Below are 20,652 nucleotides of genomic sequence, written 5' to 3' on the forward strand. Positions count from 1 at the left end.
ATGTTTCTTACCATCGATTTTCTGAGCTTTCGATGATAAATATGATGCATATTCGTTGTGCCGCTTGTGAGGACATGACTTAAGTGTCTCGCATTTCCCTTTCATAATTTCTCTAGGAGCGAGGGTTATCGTGGAACAGAGGATAACTATGGTGCATGGTGCTGGAGGAGCGGTCACTAATGATTTGATCAAGAGATACATCCTGAAGTACTTAGGTGGCAGCAACGCTGAGGTTCCTTTGGAGGCGTTGGACGACGCCGCTGTGATAGATGGAATTGTTCTCAAGTCGGATTCTCATGCGGTTAAGCCTTTATTTTTTCCGGGAGGCGACATTGGACGTTTGGCCGTGACGGGCACAGTGAATGATATGGCTGTTTTGGGTGCTCAGCCGTTGGCGCTTACCTCTGCGTTTGTGTTGGAAGAAGGGTTGCCCTTAGCGGATTTTGAACGCATTGTGTCAAGCATGGGGGAAACGTGCAAAGAGGCAGGCGTGTACGTGATTACAGGGGACACTAAGGTCGTTGAAAAAGGGGCTCTGGGCGGCTGTGTGGTTAACACTTCGGGCATTGGCAAGCGCAACCCAGCTTTGGACCATGATATACTCGTAGTAAAGAAGTTGCGACCTGAGTTTGGCGCTCATTGGCTGCTTGACTCTAATCTGCGTCCTGGAGACAAGATTATCCTGTCTGGCACAATTGGCGATCACGGGTTGGCTGTTTTGTCGAGTCGGGAAGGCTATGGTTTTGGCAGCAACATCAGATCAGACATGGCTCCTCTGAATAAGGTGATTCAGCGGCTGCTAGGAGAAGTGGGCGGAATTGTGGCTATGAAAGACCCTACTCGAGGCGGTCTATCCAACGCGCTGAACGAGTGGAGTCAGAAGTCAAAGGTGGGTGTATTGGTCAAAGAGGAAAAGGTGCCTATTCGAGATGATGTGCGGTCAGCGTGTGAAATGTTGGGCATTGACCCGTTAGAGGTTGGAAATGAGGGAAAGATCATCATAGGCGTGGTGGCGGAGAAAGCTGAAGAAGTCTGTCAGGTTTTGAGAACGATGAAGGAAGGACTGAACGCGCAGATTATTGGAGAAGCAACCAGCCAATTCAAAGAAGTGGCAATGGAGACCGTAGTGGGAGGAACGAGGGTTTTAACTCCGCCTATCGGTGACCCGATCCCTAGGATATGTTAGTGCTCTCTGCCATATAATTCGCAAGACGTAATAGCCCCTTGTGGGTACATGCTTGTAGTAATGACGCCCGTTAGAAGCAGAAAGCGCGTTTCTTGGATTTTGATAGTTTTGGTCTTTGCTGTCAACGCGTTCATTTTAGCTGTTGCTTTGCCTCTGCATCCAATTTGGGCGTATATGGTTGTCTCATTTGTTGTTGCCTTGGATTTTTCTCTCTATTTTCTCTATGTTCGATACTACAAGAAGGAGAATGTTCGGTATCCGTTGGTTCCGCCGGAGGGCAAGGGTGACGTTTATTTTCCTAGGTCAAAGATTCCGAGACCGATTCATGAAGATATGCGTCGAATGCGTGAGAAAGAGAGAGAGTTTGCCAAGTTGAGGAAGTTGAGGCGCCGGAAGAAGTAGCGTTTCGGTGCAATTATTTATAGGGCATGGCTTCGTTCTCGTTATGGTCTGTAGTTGCGGTGTCCAACTTTGAAGCAATATGATCTGATTGTAATTGGCACAGGCTCTGTCATGGAGATTGTCAACGCGGTGTTACAGGAGAATCCGCATTGGCGAGTCGCTGTGATTGATAAGGATGAGCCTGGTGGGATTTGTCTTACTCGTGGTTGTATTCCGTCGAAGATTCTGCTTTATCCTGCTGAGGTTGTGCGGACGATTGAGAAGGCGGGCATTCTTGGAATTGATGTTGATGTGAGGGGCGTTGATTTTGGGAAGGTTATGGAGCGGATGCGGAGGCTTATTTCAGGCGATATAAGTATGATTCGGCAGGGTCTCACTAGCACCAAGAGTGTAGACTACTACCCGATGTGTGCTGAGTTCACTGGACCTTACACGCTGAAAGTTGGGGATGACACCGTAACCTCGAGGTTCATTATTTTAGGAGCAGGCTCAAAACCACAGATTCCACCCATAAAGGGGCTGGAGGAAGCGGGTTATCTCACAAGTGACACAGTGCTTGCGCTTGGTCGCTTGCCGGAGAGTATTGTGGTTATTGGTGGAGGGTACATAGCTGCTGAGTACGGGCATTTTTTGTCTGCTATGGGTTCGAAGGTTGCTGTGATCGGTCGGAATCCGCAGTTTCTGCCTGATGAGGAGCCTGAGGTGTCAGCCATAGCTAAGATGGAGTTGGAGAAGCATATGACCATACTGACTAATCATGAGGTTCGTGAAGCTGTGAAAGCTGGGAATGGTTTGAAGAGGCTGGTTGCGGTGAACAGAGAAACGGGAGAGGAGGTTGAGATAGAGGCGCATGAGATTTTGGTGGCTTCGGGTAGAAGTTCGAATTCGGATGTTTTGCATCCGGAGCGTGCTGGCATAGAAGTTGACAAGGAAGGGTGGATTGTGACAAATGAGTTTTTGGAGACGTCTCAGCCGGGTGTCTGGGCTTTGGGTGATGCTACGGGCAAGTTTCCGTTTAAGCATAAGGCGAATTATGATGCGCAGATGGTTTACTACAACGCTGTTCTCAAGCGGGGAGTCAAAGTGGATTATCATGCTGTGCCGCATGCTGTGTTCACGTATCCTGAGGTTGCGAGTGTTGGGTTGCGTGAGAAAGAGGCTGTGCAGCAGTATGGTGAGGACATGGTTCTGATTGGCAGTCACAGGTATGCGGATACGGCTAAGGGTGAAGCCATGGGCATTGAAGACGAGAATTATTTTGTGAAGGTTATTGTTTTGAAGGATTCGTTGAGGATTTTGGGCGCGCATATCGTTGGACCGCACGCATCTGCGTTGATACAGGAAGTGGTCAATCTGATGTATACGCCTGAGCAGAGTGCGCAGCCTGTACTGCAGGCGATGCACATACATCCCGCTCTAAGCGAAGTGGTGCAGAAGGCAGTTGACGCTTTGGCTCCGCCTAATGTGTATCATCATGTGCTCGAACATCATTTCGGATTGAAGGTAGAGTGAGTCCCAGCGGCTGCGGGAAAACAAATTTCAAAAGAAGAAGGTGCCATTTCCCTTTAGCCTTCTTCTACCATGTTGCAGGTGCGTTATGCGACTGAAGCTGTATGGATATCGTCGTCAGAGTGTTCCCGGTGACATCAACGAGCGGAATGTTACGCGTGGAGGGGCTGTGGCTGTTTTGAAGTTGTTGTTGACTAGCGTAGTGCTTTGTTACAACAACTTCTTGAATGTTGGAGGCGAGTTTCTTTTCAGATGTTATTAACTTCCGCTTAGAATCAGTAATAATACCGAGCTCGTTTCTGCTCAGAAGTAGTGGTCTGTGCCTCGTGTTTGTTGACTACTACTTCTATGTAGGTTGCTGGCTGTGTGGGTGTTGATGCCCAATCGTTCTTAGTGTCATCAACAAGTTTGAAGACATTTTCCTCTTTTTTGTATGGTTTTTTGTTGGTGCAATGAAGTTCTTGGTTCTTTGGTGCTATTCAGGTTGTTTTCCAACAGTGTGGCTTGCCCATATTCTGCATGTGCCTTCCATGCTGACCATGCATGCGCCTTTCGGCGTCTGTGGAGTGCATGCCTTCATGTAGATGTCGCATTCTGGTGGTTTTATTTTTCCAATCATGACGAGGTGGCAGAGGCAGCCAGGCAAGAGGTCTCGGGCACCTGTGATTTTGACGTCGTATTTACTACGAGTATCATACTCCTTGTATTCTGGTTTTAGAGCCAAGGCTGAGGCTGGAAGCTTGCCCAAGCCGCGCCAATGTCCGGCAGCCACATCGAAAGCTTGTTGCAGTAGTTCTTGTGCCTTGGTGTTGCCTTCCCATGCTACGGCGCGGCTGTATTCGTTTTCCAGCTTTGCTTCGTTATTCTTGATCTGTTGGAGAATCATCGAGATCGCGAATAACACGTCCAGAGGCTCGAAGCCAGCCACGACGGTGGGCATGCGGTAGGCGCGTGGAAACAACTCATACGGTTTCATGCCGATTATAGTCGATACGTGACCTGGCGCAATGAACCCGTCAATGTGCAAGTCACCCACGCCGAGCAATAGTTCCATAGCAGGCGGGATCAAACGATGCGAAACCAAGAAGCTGAGGTTGCGAGGCGGCTTTTTCAAGACTTCGACAGCGGTTGAAGGGGCAGTTGTCTCGAAACCAACGGCGAAGAAGGCAAACTCTTGATTAGGCTCTTTCTCAGCCATCTTCACAGCGTCTAAGATGCTGTAGACTACGCGCACGTCTCCGCCTCTTGCCGTTGCATCTTGCAGCGACAATTCAGAGCCAGGAACGCGCACCAAGTCGCCGAAGGTCGCTATCGTTACATTCTTTTCCAAGGACAGTTTTATGGCTTCGTCGATTTCAGCCGCTGGAATGATGCATACTGGGCAGCCTGGGCCTGCGATGACTTCGACTGATTCGGGGAGAAGATTCCGTAATCCATAGTAACTGATAGTCCACTCGTGAGTGCCGCACACATGACAAATCTTAACGGGGTAGGAGGGCGCTAGCCCACGGATTTGGTCCACCACGCGCTTGGCAAGCGTGGCGTCTCTGAAGCTGGACGGGGGTCGTTCCATGGTTTCTCATACCAGCATTTTGATGTTCCTGATGGTGCACTCTTTGCCTGCTGCGATGTGGACTGCATTGTTGCATTTTGGGCAGCTCAGGGTGGGCACAGGCACATGGTATAGCGGGTCATCTTGATATTTGAAGCCGCCTTCGTAGCCGCAGTTGCCGCATTTGACTATGCCCTCTTGTTCTTCGATAATCAGCTTTGAGCCCTCAATGATCGTTCCTTTAGTCAAAGCCTCAAAGGCAAACCGCACCTGCTCCAAGCCTAAGAATGTGAGTTTGCCGATGACTAAGTTGACTTCAGTTACCTTCTTGGCTTCGCGTTTCTCAGCTTCTGTCAAGACACTTTGTACGATTTGGCTAGTTACCGAAAACTCGTGCACTCAGGGTCACAGTCCTAGGGCAGTGGCAACTTTGTCGACGCCTTCGCCAGTTCGGCAATTAGTGGGGACAACTAAGGCTTTGGGATTGATTGTCTTAACGTCCCTTTCCAGCTTTCTTACGTCAACGCCCATAGCCTTAGCCAAATCAATCTTGTTTATCGCGACGACATCAGCGTCCATGAAAATGAAGGGATGCTTAACAACCATGTAAGGTCCTTCAGTGACGCTTATAACCACGACACGTTTGTCTGAGCCGAGCGGAAACTCGGCAGGGCATATCAGATTACCCACGTTCTCGATTAGGAGCAAGTTGATTATCCTAAGGCTGAGCTTTTGCAAGGCTTTCTTGACTAGATTAGCGTCAAGGTGGCATTCTTTGCCCGTGTTTATGGCTACGGTTTCAACGCCGTGTCTTGCGATCAGTTCGGCGTCGATGGTGGTTGTCAGGTCTCCCTTGAAAACAGCAATATGGTAGCGGTTCTTGAGCAGTCGGACTAGTTTTTCGATTAAGCTGGTTTTGCCCGAGCCGATGGCGCCCATTATATCGATGGCTTTAGCGCCGTTCTCATGCAGAAGACACTTATTCTCGTCAGCCAAGCGTTGATTAGCTTTCAGAAGGTCTTCGGACAGCTCTACGTCGTAGATTTCGCCCTCTTCCGCCTTGACAACACCTTTCTTCAATGGAGCCAACCAGCAACAGCCTTCCTATGGGCTTTCTAGTTAGAAGTAGTGGTTGTCGCCTCATACTTATTGAGGATTTCGTTCCACAACGCCAATGTTTCCTCAGCTGCTTTTGCGTCCAAAACCTCGATAGCGTAGCCAGCGTGCACAATCACGTATTCGCCGATTTTTGCCTCAACCAACGACACGTTTACGTCTCGCATGGTTCCAGCTCCAAAATCCACTCTAGCCATGTCGCCGTGAATCTCAACCACTTTGGCTGGAATTGCGAGACACATACTCCATCACAGAACAGAAACCATGGAAATCCAGAGATAAAGGGATATCGTTTATGCAGAACCCCCGAATCTATGAAACTTCCTCGGGGACGCGTTATTTGCGTTTTCTCAGGAGTAATATCGCTGCCATTGCTATTCCTATCGCTGCAATGGCTGTGCCTATTATCCCTACTGGGAAGGCTTCGGTTGGCGGTGGAGTGGGTGCCTCCGCTTGCCGCACTATTACTGTGGTTGTGTCTGTTGCCCAGTTTCCAGCTGCGTCTGTTACATTTAAGGTGATGTTGTAGACGCCTGGCGTGTTGAATGTGTATGTTGGTCTTTCTCCTATTAACGTCTTGACTGTTAAGTCTGTGAATGTCCAAGTGTATGTTCCTATGCCGTTTTCGTCTGTGGAGGTTGAAGCATCAAACGTTACCAATATGTCTTCGTTGACAGCCTGGTCTACCCCGGCGTTGGCTGTTGGCTTTGTTGTGTCCAGAATGATCGAGTCGCTATAAGATGAAATTAGACCAGCGTTGTCTTTGATTTGGTAGTAGACTGTTTTCGTTCCGTCTCCAGACGTTAAGGTCCAAGTTTTGGTTGGTGTAGAAGTTTCCCAAGGTTCGGTGTCCCAAACACCGTCTTTGCTGAATCTAACCTGATATTCGCCTGAGGTTGCGTCTGCTGCAGATAATGTTAGCGTCACAGAGGTTGAAGTTGTATAGGCAACGTCATTTTGGATTGTTATAGCACCTGATGGAGCGGTTTTATCGATTTTTATCGTTGTGGTTTTTACTGTTTCCGAGTTCCGAGCTTTGTCTGTTGATCTGTAGTAGACGACAGTGTTTCCTTCATTGATTATAGTGAAGGGTGTTGCATAAGTAATCCATGTAGCGCTCTCGAAGCTGTATTCTGTTTTGTCAACTTTGGTATCGTCAGTTGCCGACAAAGTTGCAGTAACATCTGAGGTAAACCAACCATTATCGCCCAAAACACCGCTTAAACCTATCGTGGTTAGAGGGGGAGTTAAGTCCACCGGGGGAGTCCAAAGGTTCATAAGTGGGTAGTTGTCGTGATTGTTCTCATCAATAACGTATGGTATGTCTCCCAAGCCGTCGCTTCCAGGCTCATCTTGATATGGCCCACTTTTCTCATCAACACCAGAGTAGTTGCTCCAATAGTTTCCGCCAGAAGAATAGCCGTTATCCCAAACATTCACTGAATTGGAGGTGTCAACTTGAATTGTATTATCTACGAAGTTATTATGGTAGATGGAATTATTCGAAGAATAATCGACCCACATGCCATACCTATTGTCTGTTACGTTGTTTCCGTATATGACATTGTAAGTTGAGGCTGTAAGATCGATGCCAGTAAACTCGTTTGCTACTATATCATTTTTGGTTATTGTATTGTTATTAGCTGAGTAGATGAGAAGGACGCCACGCACGTTCTTTGTAATGTTGTTTTCAGAAAGAGTATTGTTAAGCGAGTATCGGAGACCAACACCATAAAGGTTGTCTGTTAGGTCGTTTTCAGCTATTATGTTGGTAGCGGAGTCAACAAGACTTATGCCATATACGGTGTCTGTTAGTTTGTTGTTTTCTATTTTCGAGTTTGATGAGTAAGCGATTAGGACTCCTTGAACGTTGTGTGTTAGATCAAGCCCCTTAACCATTATGTTTGTCGAGTTTACAAGTCCAAGATATCCTACCTTGGGAAATGTAGAAGAATTTATTACAAGATTGTTCTGATTGATTAGGTAATAGATTGGCTTCGCATTTACGGTGTTTGAAACATCTATATCCTGAATAAAATGATCAAGGATTTCACCAAAAATCCCAAAATTATATCGGTTTCCAAACATAACATTATTCCTAAGGCTATTGTTAAACGACCAGAGGAGGGAAATACCCTCATCATTGCCGGTTACGTTGTTTTCAATTATGACGTTGTTAACGGAATTGACAAGAATAATCCCACGCATGGAGTTTGCACTGACGTAGTTTCGAGTTATGGTGTTATTAGCAGCCCCTTCTAACCACATGCCACAGTGGTTGTTTATTACATCGTTTTTTACGAGGATATTGTTGTTGCTGTTGTTTAGAAGTATGGCACTATCCCACCAACTACCTTGCCACTCAGCGCCGCTGTTCCTTATCGTAAATCCATTGATTGAAACATTACTTGTCTGTACTGTAACGACTGTGCCTATTCCGCCCCCATCAATTATGGCGCCTCCTACATTTTCTCCAATAAGCGATACTGTCTTGTTTACAACTACATTTTCGTAGTATGTTCCATTGTATACAAAGATTGCGTCACCTGTGTTGGCTGCGTTTATTGCTTCTTGTATTTTTGAAAAGTCTGCTGGTCCATCATCATCCACAATCCAAGCTACCCTGTATTTAGCAAGGTCGTCTCCCCCGCCTGTCCATGTGCTTGGTGCTCCCTGCCATGCGTAAATGCGTCCGTCAGCGTAGCCCAAACGGCGCCCTACATAGTAGCCTACTCCAAAGGGCAAGTCTGCTAAGCGTTCCCAACTATTCGTAGAAATGGTGTACCGGTAGGTGCGGTTGTCTGGTATTCCGTCTGGATGGGCTTGGTTTCCGCTTAGAGCATAGACGTAATCCGTATGGCTCGGCAGCCAAAACCCAACATAAAGAAGTGAACCCCCATCTCCCACTCCGCCTGTCCTACCACCATGTGGAAGCGCTGGAATATCAGCCACTACAGTCCAAGCATCATCTGTAAGACTATAACGCCAAAAATCGTAAAGGGGTGCGGTTTCAATGAACTCACCACGCAATCCATACAAGTATTCGCCGCCTGTCCAAACAAGTGAGGCCCCATCACCCATGCCAGCCGGCGGATCCGCAGGCATGTCGCTCCAACTGTTTGCAGAGGGGTCATAACGCATAAAATACGTGGGGCGTTGCTCGCCGCCTATTGTGGCATATATGCGGTTGTCCATGTCGACCCATGTTATGGCGTTGCCTTCTCCTTGGTCTGCTGTGGTGTTTGCCAAAGTCTCCCAAGAGTTGCTCGAGATACTGTAACGGTAAAACCATCTGCGGCTATCATCCGTTGCTGCACCAAATAACGCGTAAACGTAATCGCCAAAGTCCCAAGCCAAGGCTGTACCAGTCTTGAAAGCCGAGCCATCGGGTTTTGAGGGAGATGCCGTAAGAGTCCAGCTATCGTCTGCTGGGCGATAACGATAAAAACCATCGCCTCTGGCGATGTAGATGGCATCGCCCGTTCCAACCACAGCTTCACCCCAAGCACCCGTAATGGTATCTCGAAACCAAACCCAACTACCATCTGTCCCTGACCTTGATACCACTGGAGAAAACTTGAATGCTAAGGTAAACATGCCTAATAGAAACAACGCCACAAAAACTAAGCCAATCTTCCTCTGACCCATCTTCTCCTCCCTAATGATATTATAACGATAAAAACAACTCCTAATCCTTACGGAAGATTATTCTACCCCTCTATCTGTTGCAAAATCTTCAGAAAAAAGGATGTTGCTCGAGTGTCACCTCTCCAAAAAAACGTATGACGTGTAGGAGTGAGGAGGCTGAAAACTATGGTACTTAGTAGGCGTAAGGCTTGATCTGAGTATTTTTGAATTCAGGTATTCTCCTGTTTCCCTGAGCGCTGGAAGATAGCTTAGCCCGCTCTGGCAGTTGCATATACATTGATCATGTAAAATTGAAGGCGGCGTCTTCTTCTGGGCGGTCTACCCCTATGTTCACCTTATAGTAGTCTTCTAATGCTTTCTTCAGTCGCTCATAAGTAGTCTGATCGATTGACTTGTTCTGGAGCAGCTTCTCAAGTCCCTTCAGCTCCAAGTTCATTACGTCTTCCTGGTTAGGCTCCATCTCATTGTGCGCCCTTGTGAGCTCCATCCACCTCTTTCGTGCACGTTCTTCCTGTCTTGCGTAGTAAAACGCTAGCGAACTCATTAGAAAAACAAAGATGCCCAATGGCAGAATAAGCACGTAGAAGTAGGAAGCTTCCATAAAAATAGAGGCTAAACTAGTGCAATAAGCTGTTTATGAATCGAAGCTATGAATCCTGATTCAATTGGTTCACGTTAAATTATTAAGTGAGTGAAATATCCGATTTCTCTATTAATGCAAGTTGAAATGAAAAGCGTAATAAACAAATTCGTAGTAAACATCCTACAACCTTGTTGAATGGATGCTGAGGAGTTACAAAGACACGTGGATAAGTATCACGTGGATAAGTATGGAAAACTCTTCATTATAATGATGAGCATCCTAACTGGATTCCTTCTCTTCGAACTCTACCAATCATTAAAACTTACTGATGGAGGATTCACAAGCTCTTCTCAAGTTATTGCTATTTTGCCACTCGTGGTTCAGGCGAACGTGAGCCTTCTCGCATTTTGGGGCTTAATGCTTACGTTCAGAACTAGGGAATTATCTTCGCAAAGAATTGAACTCATGAGAAACCTCTGGGAAATAGGTTTCAAAAGAGATGAACTCAGGGTGAAAATCGAGGAAGCCACAGAAGAAAAAGAGTTACTGAAGAAACTGTACGAAGAGCTAGGAAAAGATGCAAAAATACGAAAGGGAAGCATTGCAGCATTTTACGAATGGGAAACAAGTATAATGTATCTCGGACTTTTTGCGGCAGTATTCTTTGTCCTGTCCATATCCTCTGGGCTTTATGGAATCAGCATGACTTTTCACGCGGAGCTGGTGGATCCTTTGACCTATTTCACTCCTTTCGTGTGTCTATTTTTCGGGGTAGTGGCAACAATGTTTGCACTATTGAGCTCTACATATAGGATAGGGAAGAGTTTGGAAACTCGATAGTTCGGGGTGTAAATAGAAAGAGCCTATTGGCGATGTACAAAGTAACAGCCTTCATTGAATACGAATACCTAGCCATGAACATCTATGTTTCTTACAATTGGGTTCGTGTGGTCTCTATTTCTCGGTCTCTGTAGCCTGAGTTTTACGCCAAGCTGCAACAAAAGCCTGCCCAAACGAAACACCCCCATCGCCTGCAGGCACAAACCTGTGAACCACAAACCGCAACCCATTTTCCTCAACGACACGTCCAACTGCTTTAGTTATTTGCTCGTTAAATGCGACGCCGCCAGAAAAGCCAACGACATTAACACCTAAGCGTTTGGCTTCGTCAACAGCCACCTGCGCCAAACCTTCAGCCAAATACTGCTGAGCTGAAAAAGCCAGATCTCTAGAGGACTCGGTGGTTCTTCGATTGAAAACCTGATGGATCATGGCTGTTGTGTTAATCACGTTGTCTTTCACTATAGGTTGAAGCTTCAATATGTCCTTGCCATTTGTTGCGGCAGCCTCTAACTTCATGGCGGGTTCGCCCTCATACGTGCGCTCGTAACAGACGCCTAAGATAGCTGAAACCGCGTCCAGAACTCGACCACAGCTTGAAGTGACCGGACTCGAACCCTTATTTAATTGTTGAATTATCACTTCAGCCTCCTTTCTTCCATGGGGCAGATACTTGCTATTCGACAACAGCCAGTCCTCCATTAACACTGCCTTACTTAGAATTCCAGCTGCCATCCGCAAAGGGTAACGCGTCGCCAGATCGCCGCCTACCAGAGGCTGCAGTTCCAGGTGCCCAACGCGATGAGACTCGCCCTGTCTGTCACAGTGAAGGATTTCGCCACCCCACGCTTCGCCATTAAAACCATATCCGTAGCCGTCACACACAATGGCGACAATATGATCCAGATCATGTTCAGCTATGAGCGCTGCGCCGTGAGCATGATGATGCTGCACCTGAACCACGGGGCAACCCAGCTCATCACCCCAATCCTTAGCCAACTGTGTAGTTGTAAACTTCGGATGAAGATCACAAGCGAAGACATCAGGCTTGCTGTTAGTCAAACGCAAAAGATGTTCACTAGCGCTCCTCAGAAACCGAAGCGTCTCCAAATTCTCAACATCGCCAACATGCTGAGACAAGAAAGCCTTGTTCCCAAGCAAGACACACGAAGTCGAATTGAGCTCGCCGCCCAAAGCCAACACACACTCATCAACCGTCTGCTTCAGCCGAATAGGCTCAGGCGCAAACCCCCGAGACCTACGAACAAAGCTGACATCCTCTCCATGAACACGGACAACCGAGTCATCACACCGTTGAGCAATAAGCCGGTCATGAAAAAGAAAGTAATCAACCACACTTCCCAGCTTCTTGACAGCCTCATCATTATCCGTCACTATCGGCTCATCTGGCGGATTCGCACTAGTCATAACGAAAGCTGGTTCACGCACACCATCAAACAACATGAAATGCAAACCCGTGTAAGGCAACATGACGCCAACATTATGCAAGTCCGGCGCAATCAAACCCGACAGGAAATACTCAGGGCTCTTCCTCAACAAAACAATAGGCTTAACATAAGACGCTAGCAGCTCAGCCTCTTTCCAGCTAACATCGGCAAAGCTCCAAACAGTCTCAATGTCACGCGCCATAACGGCAAACGGCTTCTGCGAACGATGCTTTACAGATCTTAGACGAGCAATAGGCTCATCCCGCGTAGTCGGGGCTGCCACATGAAACCCACCGTAACCCTTGACAGCTAACACATTGCCCTCTTCGAGCAATTTGCCCGCTTCACGAATCGGGTCTCTACTACTTAGGAGTTCCCCATTCTTGCTGGCTAAGTAAGCTTTAGGACCACATTCTGGGCAAGCAACAGTCTGAGCGTGAAACCTGCGATTCGCAGGATCAACGTATTCTCCGAGACAGAAAGAGCACATCTTAAACTGTTTCATCGTAGTGTTCGGTCGATCGTAAGGCAAACTTTCAATCGTCGTGTAACGCGGACCACAGTCAGTGCACGTTATGAAAAAATAATCATGCCGCTTATCAGACGGCTCTCGCAGCTCACGCAAGCACGCATCACAAATCGCAACATCAGGCGGAACAACCGAACCAGAAAACTCCACAGTCTCAGAGCTGCCCAGAATCTTGAAATTGACGAATTCCTTTCTGTCGTCGCCAAATTGAGTAACTACATCGTGAATCTTTGCTAGAGGCGGCTTCTTCTCCCTCAGATCCCTAAGAAACTGTTCAACTCTGTGCTTCTCTCCCTCAACCACTATTTCAACGTAGGCGTCGCCCCGGTTGCGCACGAAGCCATCCAGTTCATTCTCAACTGCAATTCGGTAGACGAAAGGTCGGAAGCCCACACCCTGAACGATGCCGCTTACTTTAATCTCAGCTCTCAAAACTGGCTGTCTCCAGTTACCCTTCGCATGTTGCTACTTGATTGAAGAGACACAGACTTGACACAAAAACCTGCTTGTCGAAGCCAACCGACTCAAATCTTGCTGAGCAACACGTCAGTTGGAACAACGTTATTGTACATGCCTAGCTTCTCAGGCGACAAACCTAAAGCTAAGCCAAGAAGCTGCACGAAATGCAACACTGGAATGTTGTAGAATACCCCAGTTTTGTCTCTGATTTCGATTTGTCCGCGGTCGTACTGGAAGTGGCAGAAGCCGCACGGCGTTACTATCACGTCCGCGCCCACGTTCCTAACGTTTTCAAGCTTTTCCCGCGTCATGTCTAACGAAACATCCAAAGCTGCTGTCCTGACGCCTCCGCCTGCACCACAACACATCATTTTATCCCGGTAGGGGATGCTTTTGGCGCCTAGCGCTTCAGCCATTTCATCGAGAAACTTGGGGCGTTCAACACTCTTCATATCACGATGTTTCGTGGGTTTCAGCAGGTGGCAACCGTAGTGGACAGCAACGTTCAGAGGCAGCTTCCTTTGAACCATGCCCATCAGTTTCTCAGGTCCAAAGTCTCGGTACAATAACTCGGCAAAGTGCCTCACCTGAATGTTGCCATGATATTCTCGTTGAACTTCCTTCAGAACATTGTTAACCTTGTCACGTTGCTCTGCATCACCTTTCAGAATGTCGTTAGCCTCTTTCAACGTGCCATAACAGCCACTACATAATGTTACGATGTCGCAACTCATCGACTCAGCGATTGTCAAATTGCGCGCAGCCAACGCCAACCACGTTGTCTTGTCAAATGACTTGAAAACCCCCGGCGCTGGGCAACAGGAGGCACCCTCCATGTCTCTCAGCTCCATGTCCAAGAGCGGAGCAACATTGCGCATAGCCAATTCAATCCCGGGATACCGGTTGGGAATCATGCAACCAAGGAAGAACGCGTAGGGCTTAGACATGACCGTCGTAACCTCACTATTTCCATTCATAACCCGTTAGCTTATCAAAGCCTGTTTTCTTAACCAACGCCTGAACCTCAGCCAGTGCGTTGGTAAATGCATGGGTGGTTGGAGGCAACTCCGATAAACCAAAGCCTAATCTCGCTTTTCGATTCGCATCGTCAATTGGAACAGCATGACCACTTTTCAAAACAAGGCTTGCCACAAGCCTATGCCTGTCCAGCATATGACCAGACTGAACCGCCAACGTGCGCATAGCTAATATGACATCAGTGGGATCAACACCACGCGGACAGCGCTCCAAGCACGTGTAGCATGTAGTGCAAAGCCACAAGTCTTTGTCCGAAAGCACAGGCTCCCTAAAACCTAAGACCGCCCGTCTGATGAGCTGGCGTGTTCGAAAGGCTGTTCTACGGCCTGAGGGGCAACTGGCTGTACACGTGCCGCATTGAATGCACAAATTGATTTTCTCGCCCCCAGCTTTTGCCACCGCTTCAGAGAAACCCGGATCAAGTTCGTCTAGTCGAACAACCTTTTTCTGCGGCTCTGTCATGACGGTTAGCCTCTAATTTTTGTGGCACAAGGCTCGAATTTGAGAGAAGAGTTTTGTAATGTTTGAACCTAATAAATCTTCTTTTACGTATGCGTTAAGCTTGCTTTAAGTCCTGCTCGTAAACGTGACTCTTAAAAGGCAGTTTTACAACTATGCTTGATTCTACACCAAGATCAGAATTACCTAGTATCCATGGAGTGTCCTTAATTTTATGGAGCAGCATAAAGAAAAGAAAGTCAGCGTCTACATATGCCACTGTGGCGGAAACATAAGTGACACAGTCGATGTGGCAAAGGTCAAGGAAGCAGTAGCCAAGATACCGGGAGTGGAAATCGCCGAAACCTATGAATACGTGTGCAGTGATCCGGGCCAAGAACTCATCGCCAAAAGCATCACCGAGAAAGGCGCGAACAGAGTAGTTGTAGCCGCCTGCACGCCCAAGATGCACCTAGACACCTTTAGGCAGAACATAAAGTCAGCTGGACTAAACCCATATTTCTTGGAAATGGCAAACATCCGGGAACAATGCAGCTGGGTTCACGGCGACAAAGAGACAGCGACAGCCAAGGCAATTGACCTTGTGCGCGGAGCAGTTGAACGCGCCAAAAACCTTCAACCTCTAACCGTTAAGACAATGCCTGTGAACCGAGATGCTCTGGTTATTGGCGGCGGAGTTGCGGGCATCATGTCTTCAATTGAACTGGCTGACAAAGGCTTCAAGGTGTTCCTTGTTGAACGAAGTCCAAGCATCGGCGGACACATGGCGCAGTTGAGCAAGACCTTCCCAACGCTAGACTGTTCCCAGTGCATCCTCACGCCTAAGATGGTTTATGCTGCTCAGCATCCAAATATCAAAGTCATAACTATGGCTGAGACAATGGCAATTGAGGGCACACCTGGCAACTACCGAGTCCTGATTACGAAGAAACCGCGTTATGTAGACACCGGCTGCACTGCCTGCGGCGAATGCGCCAAAAAATGTCCCATCAAGGTTCCAAGCGAGTTTGAGGCTGACACGCTTGAGCGAAAAGCGATTTATTCTCCGTTTAGGCAAGCTGTTCCCCGCACTTATGCGATTGACAAGGAACACTGTTTATGGTTCACAAAGGGAGTTTGCCGAGTCTGCGAGAAATTCTGCAAGGCGCATGTGGTCAACTTCGACCAGAAGGAAGAGACGATTGAACTTGACGTGGGCGCCATCGTGGCTGCCACAGGCTTTGAACAAATAGACCCATCCACAATAGAGGAGTATAGTTACGGGTTGCACCCAGACATCGTTACCAACATGCAGTTTGAACGTTTGATGCTGCAGGGATTACATAAGCCTTCGAACGGGAAACCGCCCAAAAAAGTCGCCTTCGTACTCTGTGTTGGCAGCCGCATGATAACCACGAATGGCAAAGGCGAGGAACACTGCTGCAAGATTGGCTGTATGGCAGCGATCAAGCAGGCGTTATTGCTTCAAAAGTCATTTCCAGACGCTGAACCATGGATATTCTACGTGGATATTCGGGCTGATGGCAAAGGATACGAAGAGTTCTACGCCAAAGCATTGGATCATCACGTGAAGTTCGTGCGGGGAAGAGTTGCAGAGGTTACGCCAGCTGGCGAAGACAAACTGCTGGTTAGGGCAGAGGACACCATGCTTGGCGAAGACTTGGAAGGCTTATTCGACCTAGTCGTATTAAGTGTGGCTGTCAACCCACATCCCACGGCGGCTGAGTTATCCAAGAAACTGGGCATTCAGTTAAGCGGAGACAGCTTCTATTCAGAACGACACTTTAAGCTCAGACCCGTCGATAGCCATCGTGAAGGAGTTTTCCTAGCCGGTTGCGCCCTGAGCCCCAAAGACGTGCGGGAGACAACTCTTGAAGCTATGGCAACAGCTTCCCGCGTGGCAACCTTTGTGGGCAAGGGCGAAATCTCGGTTTCACCTGAAGTTGCCTACATCATAGCTGAAAAATGCGACGGCTGCGGCGTTTGCATTAGGGTCTGTCCAGTTGGGGCTATAGCATCTGTTCCCGGCGGAGTGTCGATTAACCCGATTTCTTGCATTGGCTGCGGCTTGTGTGTGCCCCGCTGTCCCAAACAGGCTATGGATTTGTTGCACAGCACAGATGAACAGTTGATGGCGCAGATCAAAGGAGTAAGCGAAGGCGACACACATCCCAAACTCGTGGCGTTCATTGAAAAGAACACAGCCTACGGGTCAGCTGACCTCGCCGGTCAAACGCGGTCGAGTTACACGCCGAACGTCCGCGTCATAAGCGTGCCAAGTGTCGGACGAGTTGGCTTGAAACACATGATGCAAGCTTTTGCTTCTGGGGCTGATGGCGTAATATTTGTTGAGGGCGACGACAGCCTATTCAAGGAAGACCAAGTCAGAGACTACCTAACACAGCTGAAGAAGGAACTGGCACAGTACGGGGTTGAACCGCTGAGGTTGATCTCAATAACCACCACGCTTCCGCAATACGACAAAATCCTCAACATATTCGAAACCACAAACGCAAGAATCACAAAAATCGGATCACTCAAACCTGAAACAAGGACAAAGATTCAAGAAAAACTTTCAACAGCTTAGGCTTGAAAAAAGAAAGAGAAGGTTAATGGTTAACCAGCGTGTCTATGACTCTTCCGTCTGCGTCTACTATGTCTAATCGAAGTGGCACTCTGCCTGACATGTCGTGGGTGGCGCAACTTAGGCACGGGTCGTAGGGTCGAATCACCATCTCAATTCTGTTAAGTATGCCTTGGTCGTATTTTCCGCCTTTGATGAGATCTTTTGCCGCCTTCGTGATCGACATGTTGATTGCAGCGTTGTTTTGACCCGTTGCCACGATTAGGTTGCAGTCTTTCACGATGCCGTTTTCATCAGTCTCATAGTCGTGGATCAATGTGCCGCGTGAGGCTTCAACTACGCCTATGCCGCGACCTGCCCTCGGCTTGACTGGAACCCTTGTGTTCTCATCCGTGATTTCAGGGTCTTCGAGAAGGTTAACAGTTCTTTCGGCGCATTCAACCAACTCAATCAGTCTTGCCCAGTGGTACAGCAGCGTTTGCTGCGCGGGTCTGCCAAACAGTTTTCTGAATTCGTCAAGTTCTTTCTGCGCCAACGGTGTAGCCATTCTGTCGCTGACGTTAATTCTCGCCAACGTGTTGACTCTGTACACTCCAACAGGGTTGTCTGGATCCATGACAAGCTTGCCAGCTTTCTTGTAGTATGGGAATTTCAGGTAGGTCCAAGGCTCCACGTGCTCAGCTATGACATCTAGATAGTTTTCTGGCGCATAATCTTCATGCGAGCCGTCGGGCTGCATCATCCTTAAGTTGCCTTCGGTGAAAGAATGCGTTCCCTCGGGTGTGACGAGTCCCAAGAATCCAGTTTTGATGACCGCCAGACTCTTGACCAAGTCCAGATATTTCGGAAATATATTCTCCTTTGCCAACTTCATGGTAAACAATGCAAAGTCGAGTATTTCCTTAGCCATTGGAAGCGCTTTGTCTCTCTCCTCGGGTTTCAGTGGTTTTGTCCAGCCGCCTGGCACAGCAGCGACAGGGTGTATTCTTCTGCCACTTATCATCTCGACCATCTGATGTGCCAAGTGATGATGATGGATCACCTTCTTTGCCAAGTCTGGATTCGCTTTTATGATTCCTAGGACATTTCGCGTTGTGTAGTCTGCGTCTGGACCCATAACGAAGTCTGGTCCTGAAAGGATGTAGAAGTGTAAGATGAAGTCCATAGTCTTGTCGCCAAGGTACGCTAGTTCACGCAGTTTTCTTCCAGCCGGCGGCGGGGTTACGCCAAATACTCCGTCTGTAGCCTTTGCTGAAGCTATGTGATGCGCCCAAGGGCAAACTCCGCAGATTCGAGTTGTGATGACCGGCAGTTCTTCCACTGGTCGACCAATGCAGAACATTTCAAATCCTCGCAGCTCCATCACGTGCATTCGAGCGTCGAGGACATTTCCGTTGTCGTCGAGTTGAATGACGACTTTGCCGTCGCCTTCGATTCGGGTTATGGGTTGAATAACTAATTCTTTTGTCATTTCAGTCACCTCATCACACTTTGCGTGGTCTTAGAACGTTGTGTCCTCCGACGAATCGATTGAAGGTTGCTAGGCGGTCAGGTATGACTTTGACATCCAAGCCAATGGTTGCCAACGCACCCATCATGTCTACCATTTGGTTTGCACCGAATTTTAATGGTCCCATGCACCCTCGACATGGAAACATGCCGGCAATGCAACGTGGAACTTTCTCGTGACCTCCACAGCCTGTTCTCGTGGCGGGTCCAAGGCACAGATAACCCTGCTCCAACAGACATCGTTCTCTGCTCGGCGGAGATTCCAAAGGACGCTTAATAGTTGCAATAGCCTTTTTCTCACGCTTCAAAGGACAGTCCTCGCAAACCGCCTTCTCCGAGAGTTTGAACGGTTGGCCTGTCAACAGCGCAGTCACGGCATCAACGAAAACGTCTGGAGAAGGCGCGCATCCAGGTATCATGAGGTCGACTTTTATCACCTCATCCACAGCGTACACTCGGTCGGTCCATGGTGTGATTTTGGCTGTTGGAAATTCTCCGGGTTCGGTGCTTCTCGTGGTTTTGTAGACTTTGTTGAACACTTCATCTTTGGTGTACATGTTGGCGAGGGCTGGCAGTCCCCCGAAACAAGCACATGAGCCGTAGGCTATGACTGTTTTACACCTGTTTCTAATCTCTTTAGCAACTTCTTTGTGTTCTTCAGTTCTGACGCCGCCTGTGATTATTCCAATGTCAGCTTGTGGAAGCTCAAGTTTTTGGCCCTCACCGGTTTGACCATAGTATTTGTGGTCCATAAGAACGGGCATGTGAACAAACTCGAGTTTCGGCAGTACGTCTAAGAGAGCTTCGCCCACGTCGAGTATGCTGCATTCGCATCCTCCGCACATGTTGAGCCATTCTTCTAAGACTTTCACAGTCATTTTTCCTCTCTCCATGTTAAATCTGTAGAATACTAGAATGATAACGGATTTCCTTTTAATCTTTTTGATAATTATCTTCTATATATCGGCGAAAAATAGGAAAACTCTTTCCCAATTCCGTGGTCACTCATCTGTCACATTTGCCTTATATGGGATGATTACTGTCGACGGTGTGTTCCGCTCAGTCAATCTTATTAGGGAAACAACGAATATACCTAATTGAAAGACCATAGCGTCACCTAATGCAGAGTGTGGGCTGATGACTAAAGTCAGTTGTAGAGAATGCTACTTCATCAAGGCAACGGGTGCAGATATAGATCATGTAGTTCGAGTGGTCAAGTCCGCTCTGGATGAGACCGGTGTTCCACCAAAGTATCACATAAACGTCTACAAAAATATTTATGCTTGCTGCGGGGTTTCAGGCAGCGGCGTCATTGTGGAGATTACGGGACCAGAGGAAGAAGGAATAAGAAGCCTAGACTTGAAGGTTGTTTCAAAAATCGTTGAGGTCTGTGAAAAAGAGGGTTTTGAACACCACACTTTCGAACCGCTAGATATCAGTCGGAATGGCGCTTAGAATATTTCCTTTGCTACTATCATGCTTGAAGTTTCTGTTATTCCTTTGACCCTTCTTATTTTTTCAAAAATGAATCTGTCAAGTTCTTCAATGGTTCTGAATTTAACTTTGATTACGAGGTCATATGACCCGTAAGTGGCGTCAGCGACTTCGATCTGTTCCAGCTTTTTTATTTCTTCTATCACTTGGTCGTCCATTCCAACCTGCATCTTCATCATTATGTACGCTGAAACCAAATGTTATCACTAAGCGTTCAGCTATGCTTGTTTGAATGCTAATAAGGTTTTTGCAGACCTTATGATTATTTTTATATACAGCTTTACCCATGCACATTA

General features: G+C 47.7%; 18 protein-coding genes. 6 read left to right on the top strand and 12 right to left on the bottom strand.

What is annotated here, in order from left to right:
* Nucleotides 1–130: 130 nt before the first annotated feature.
* The 3 genes from hypE (at nt 131) to VJ249_08995 (ending at nt 3,100) form a co-directional block, all read left to right on the top strand.
* The gene (gene hypE, locus VJ249_08985) at nt 131–1,186 is read left to right on the top strand and encodes a hydrogenase expression/formation protein HypE (GenBank protein HKZ94695.1); all 1,056 of its coding nucleotides are present in this window, start codon (nt 131–133) and stop codon (nt 1,184–1,186) included.
* Between the two features lie 48 nt (nt 1,187–1,234).
* On the top strand, nt 1,235–1,588 hold the full coding sequence (locus VJ249_08990) for a hypothetical protein (GenBank protein HKZ94696.1): 354 nt from the start codon (nt 1,235–1,237) through the stop codon (nt 1,586–1,588).
* Nucleotides 1,589–1,657: 69 nt separating this feature from the next.
* Nucleotides 1,658–3,100: a dihydrolipoyl dehydrogenase gene (locus tag VJ249_08995; protein ID HKZ94697.1), complete on the top strand. Its 1,443-nt coding sequence runs from the start codon at nt 1,658–1,660 to the stop codon at nt 3,098–3,100.
* A 472-nt stretch (nt 3,101–3,572) separates the two neighbouring features.
* Here VJ249_08995 and hypD read toward each other — a convergent pair whose 3' ends face one another.
* The 6 genes from hypD to VJ249_09025 form a co-directional block, all read right to left on the bottom strand.
* Nucleotides 3,573–4,670: a hydrogenase formation protein HypD gene (hypD, locus tag VJ249_09000; protein ID HKZ94698.1), complete on the bottom strand. Its 1,098-nt coding sequence runs from the start codon at nt 4,668–4,670 to the stop codon at nt 3,573–3,575.
* 6 nt (nt 4,671–4,676) lie between these two features.
* Complete coding sequence (hypA, locus tag VJ249_09005) at nt 4,677–5,048, bottom strand: hydrogenase maturation nickel metallochaperone HypA (GenBank protein HKZ94699.1); 372 nt, start codon at nt 5,046–5,048, stop codon at nt 4,677–4,679.
* Between the two features lie 6 nt (nt 5,049–5,054).
* Nucleotides 5,055–5,738, bottom strand: coding sequence for a hydrogenase nickel incorporation protein HypB (gene hypB / locus VJ249_09010; GenBank protein HKZ94700.1), 684 nt, complete (start codon nt 5,736–5,738; stop codon nt 5,055–5,057).
* A gap of 26 nt (nt 5,739–5,764) precedes the next feature.
* Entirely contained in the window at nt 5,765–6,007 is a 243-nt protein-coding gene (locus VJ249_09015; GenBank protein ID HKZ94701.1) for a HypC/HybG/HupF family hydrogenase formation chaperone, read from the bottom strand.
* 94 nt (nt 6,008–6,101) lie between these two features.
* Nucleotides 6,102–9,413, bottom strand: coding sequence for a NosD domain-containing protein (locus VJ249_09020; GenBank protein HKZ94702.1), 3,312 nt, complete (start codon nt 9,411–9,413; stop codon nt 6,102–6,104).
* 280 nt (nt 9,414–9,693) lie between these two features.
* Nucleotides 9,694–10,014 carry a hypothetical protein gene (locus tag VJ249_09025; protein ID HKZ94703.1) on the bottom strand — a complete coding sequence of 107 codons (321 nt, stop codon included), beginning with the start codon at nt 10,012–10,014 and terminating at the stop codon, nt 9,694–9,696.
* A 204-nt stretch (nt 10,015–10,218) separates the two neighbouring features.
* Here VJ249_09025 and VJ249_09030 point away from each other — a divergent pair, with 204 nt between their 5' ends.
* The gene (locus VJ249_09030; protein ID HKZ94704.1) at nt 10,219–10,836 is read left to right on the top strand and encodes a hypothetical protein; all 618 of its coding nucleotides are present in this window, start codon (nt 10,219–10,221) and stop codon (nt 10,834–10,836) included.
* Nucleotides 10,837–10,950: 114 nt separating this feature from the next.
* Here VJ249_09030 and hypF read toward each other — a convergent pair whose 3' ends face one another.
* The 3 genes from hypF to hdrC all read right to left on the bottom strand — a co-directional run bounded on the left by hypF (nt 10,951) and on the right by hdrC (nt 14,772).
* The gene (gene hypF, locus VJ249_09035; GenBank protein ID HKZ94705.1) at nt 10,951–13,245 is read right to left on the bottom strand and encodes a carbamoyltransferase HypF; all 2,295 of its coding nucleotides are present in this window, start codon (nt 13,243–13,245) and stop codon (nt 10,951–10,953) included.
* A gap of 92 nt (nt 13,246–13,337) precedes the next feature.
* Nucleotides 13,338–14,219 (bottom strand): CoB--CoM heterodisulfide reductase subunit B, encoded by an 882-nt coding sequence (gene hdrB, locus VJ249_09040; protein HKZ94706.1) that lies wholly within the window; start codon nt 14,217–14,219, stop codon nt 13,338–13,340.
* Between the two features lie 16 nt (nt 14,220–14,235).
* Nucleotides 14,236–14,772 (bottom strand): CoB--CoM heterodisulfide reductase subunit C, encoded by a 537-nt coding sequence (hdrC, locus tag VJ249_09045; protein ID HKZ94707.1) that lies wholly within the window; start codon nt 14,770–14,772, stop codon nt 14,236–14,238.
* 211 nt (nt 14,773–14,983) lie between these two features.
* On the opposite strand from hdrC, the gene VJ249_09050 reads away from it, so the two are divergent.
* Nucleotides 14,984–17,356, top strand: coding sequence for a hydrogenase iron-sulfur subunit (locus VJ249_09050; GenBank protein HKZ94708.1), 2,373 nt, complete (start codon nt 14,984–14,986; stop codon nt 17,354–17,356).
* Nucleotides 17,357–17,378: 22 nt separating this feature from the next.
* On the opposite strand, the gene VJ249_09055 is transcribed toward VJ249_09050, so the two are convergent.
* Together VJ249_09055 and VJ249_09060 are read right to left on the bottom strand one after the other, a co-directional pair.
* On the bottom strand, nt 17,379–18,824 hold the full coding sequence (locus VJ249_09055) for a Ni/Fe hydrogenase subunit alpha (protein HKZ94709.1): 1,446 nt from the start codon (nt 18,822–18,824) through the stop codon (nt 17,379–17,381).
* A 13-nt stretch (nt 18,825–18,837) separates the two neighbouring features.
* Nucleotides 18,838–19,740 (bottom strand): methyl viologen-reducing hydrogenase, encoded by a 903-nt coding sequence (locus VJ249_09060; GenBank protein HKZ94710.1) that lies wholly within the window; start codon nt 19,738–19,740, stop codon nt 18,838–18,840.
* A gap of 259 nt (nt 19,741–19,999) precedes the next feature.
* On the opposite strand from VJ249_09060, the gene VJ249_09065 reads away from it, so the two are divergent.
* Nucleotides 20,000–20,317 (top strand): hypothetical protein, encoded by a 318-nt coding sequence (locus tag VJ249_09065; GenBank protein ID HKZ94711.1) that lies wholly within the window; start codon nt 20,000–20,002, stop codon nt 20,315–20,317.
* On the opposite strand, the gene VJ249_09070 is transcribed toward VJ249_09065, so the two are convergent.
* Nucleotides 20,314–20,553 (bottom strand): Lrp/AsnC ligand binding domain-containing protein, encoded by a 240-nt coding sequence (locus tag VJ249_09070; GenBank protein HKZ94712.1) that lies wholly within the window; start codon nt 20,551–20,553, stop codon nt 20,314–20,316. The two genes, VJ249_09065 and VJ249_09070, sit on opposite strands and share 4 nt — an antisense overlap.
* Nucleotides 20,554–20,652: the final 99 nt, after the last annotated feature.

It is taken from the genome of Candidatus Bathyarchaeia archaeon, assembly GCA_035283685.1.
Taxonomy (GTDB): domain Archaea; phylum Thermoproteota; class Bathyarchaeia; order Bathyarchaeales; family Bathyarchaeaceae; genus DATETJ01.